The sequence below is a fragment of the Gammaproteobacteria bacterium genome (assembly GCA_022450155.1).
Lineage (GTDB): Bacteria > Pseudomonadota > Gammaproteobacteria > Arenicellales > UBA868 > REDSEA-S09-B13.
This window is the reverse complement of the sequence record JAKUQR010000072.1, coordinates 1-2560: the sequence shown is the minus strand read 5'-3', so window position 1 is coordinate 2560 and position 2560 is coordinate 1. Positions and strand designations below refer to the sequence as shown.

Below are 2560 nucleotides of genomic sequence, written 5' to 3'. Positions count from 1 at the left end.
CTTCATGTTATACGTCTCTCCAAATGGGGGATTTCGGCCAACGATTATAAATCAAAGATAATCTTTTGAGAGGCAACCAGCAGGTAATTTGAGAAAGGATTAAACCCAGTAGCAGTGGCTACGATTACAGGCCACAAAGATACCAGGATGCTGATGCGCCATACGCATTTAAGAGCAGAGGATTTGGTGGGAAGGTTGGGTTAGCTACTATCAACATCCCACTAAAACTGTAAACCTTCAATCATTCTTGTTTACTAACTCAGTCCATTTCTCAAAGCTTTTTTCTGGCCAAACTTCTTGGCGGTCATAGTATTCTTCAAACACCGGTACGTCAGTCGGTAGAGTCATCCAAGGTAGCTTGTATCGGGTGAATATATGAGCCTGTGGTTTAACTAACGTGGTGTCGTCTAGTGTGCCGGACCTGATCACAATGGCGCCTTTTGCAGAAATGTGATACTTACACCAGATAAACGTTCCACAATTTGTGCAGAAATACGGATCGTACCCTGCGCCAGAACCCGTTGGTAATGTAGTCGCCTTTGTTTCACCTTCGATCTCTAAATCGTCCTTGGCAATGACCGTATGGATAACAAATGCGCTGCCAGTGGTTCGTTGGCAATCTGTACAGTGGCAAGCATAGGTGAACAACGGTTCGCCAACAATCTTGTAGCGTACTTGCCCACAAGCACATCCGCCACCAGCCATTGGTCGGGACCAACGGTGTTTAAACACGGATCGATCAGACGCCTGCTTGCCGTTTCGCGTCCGCGGCGGTTCCAACCTGTCCCCGTTCATCGCGCCACGCTGGTTCCGGCGGCGTTTCGACCCAGGCAGGACAGTCGCCGCGGAAATTTCCGATCTGGTCGTCGCCCGATCCGTGCGGCGTATAGCCGAGCAGCGCGCGCAGGCGCGGCCCGAACCTTGCGGCAATTTCAGGCGGCATTTCCAGGTATTGATTGGATTCCTGTCGCAGCCAACCCAGCGAATAGGTGTTAATGAGCCCCGCGCGCCGCGCGCTGCTTCGGTTCGCGCCGCTGCCATGCCAGGTCGAGCCCATGTAAAAAAGCGCCGAGCCTTTCGGCATTACGGCCGCTTCCCAATCGGAGACGTCTGGCAGATGCCAAGAGCGCATGAAGCGGTGACTGCCCAGTACAACGCGCGTGCCACCGTTCTCCTCGGTAAAGTCGTCAAACGCCCACATGACCCCGATCTGAAGCTCCATCCCGGCGTTCTGGATCGGGTAAAGGGAATCGTCCCGGTGCAATGCCTGAGCAGACTCGCCAGGCAGAAGTTCGATCGCCGACATGCTGCCAACCTGGTAGGCCGCACAATGCGGCAATAAAATCTCGTCGGCAACGCGAACCACCAGATCGTGATCCACGAGATCAGCCGCACTGGGCGCCGTGCAGAGAACGCTGGCCTCGACCCGCAGCGTCCGGTCGCCGTTAAAGTCACCGCGGGTATCGAGCCCGGACTTGTCGAGGCGAGGACGCAATTCCTCCATGATTGCGTCGACGAGACCGGGCTCTGCGACATCGGTAACCACGACGGCACCGTCATGCCGAAGCGCTTCCACAACGCTTCTTGTCTCAGTCGTCTTTTCAAAATAGGTTAGCGGCATGTAAGTCTCCAGGCGGGTCAGCGTATAGGCAGTATAAGTGGATAATTTTCAGGCCGAAGTGAAGATTTGGTGGGGAGGTTGGGATAGGCGCTGCTAACATCTAGCTAGCTACTCCTGCTTCGTTAGTGCCCCCAAATAAGGTTCGTCAGACGGACTAGTGATGCGTTGACAAGTCTTGGCAGGAAACACCATTCCCGGTGCGCGGTCATAACTGAAGAGTAAGCTAAGTCGGGACCGCTTGGTCGCGCCAACCGGTGCCACTCGGTGTATAGAACGCCGCCCTAGAAACAACGACAGCGTCCCCACACTTATAGCTGGGCGACGTGGCTCATGTGATCCGTCGAACACATTGGACATCACGTCGTAGTTCTCATCATCCTCGTCACGAATGAGTGGAACGTACTCAAAGGCACCGCCGGTGTCTGCATTTTGAATCATGAACGACACGACACCGTCGTTTGTATCAAAATGCCAGCCGAATCGGTCACCTCCAAGCATGGTATTCACTTGAATAGACAATACCGGGCAGGCTGAACGATACAGCGTTTCATAGCCCAACATACGACGAACAAACTCGGTCAGTTCATCGACCCGGAAGAGTCTTTGCGACAAGGAGTGCTCAGAAAACAACTCGGTTGTGATGGTGCCGCAGTTGCGTCGGAAAAGCGCGGAGCGCGGATGGTCAGGCGCGAATCCTGAATTGTCCATCCAACCATAAGGTGTGCTCATGTAGTCGATCCGATGAGCACTCGAGTCCAACGCAGTCAGTTCTTCTGTCAGCGCCCCAACCGCTCGGGGTCGAAGAAAATCTGGAAACTCAACGAGTGTGTCCTCTTTCATCATCCGATGCGCCCGGTTGAGTAGATCCTGACCTGCTTCGCTACCTAACCGATCAATTGAATAGGTCTCGAGATTCACGAAATAATAAAGGTCAGGATT

General features: G+C 53.5%; 3 protein-coding genes and 1 pseudogene. 1 reads left to right on the top strand and 3 read right to left on the bottom strand.

What is annotated here, in order from left to right; all coding sequences use genetic code 11:
- Nucleotides 1-69 precede the first annotated feature (69 nt).
- Nucleotides 70-204 (top strand): annotated as a pseudogene (locus MK323_15360) (site-specific integrase).
- Nucleotides 205-237: 33 nt separating this feature from the next.
- On the opposite strand, the gene MK323_15355 reads toward MK323_15360, so the two are convergent.
- From MK323_15355 to MK323_15345, 3 genes are all read right to left on the bottom strand, one after another.
- On the bottom strand, nucleotides 238-705 hold the full coding sequence (locus MK323_15355) for a GFA family protein (GenBank protein MCH2483522.1): 468 nt from the start codon (nucleotides 703-705) through the stop codon (nucleotides 238-240).
- A gap of 34 nt (nucleotides 706-739) precedes the next feature.
- Nucleotides 740-1621, bottom strand: coding sequence for a phytanoyl-CoA dioxygenase family protein (locus tag MK323_15350; GenBank protein MCH2483521.1), 882 nt, complete (start codon nucleotides 1619-1621; stop codon nucleotides 740-742).
- 108 nt (nucleotides 1622-1729) lie between these two features.
- Nucleotides 1730-2560: 2OG-Fe(II) oxygenase (locus MK323_15345; protein ID MCH2483520.1), on the bottom strand; the 831-nt coding region annotated here is incomplete at its 5' end.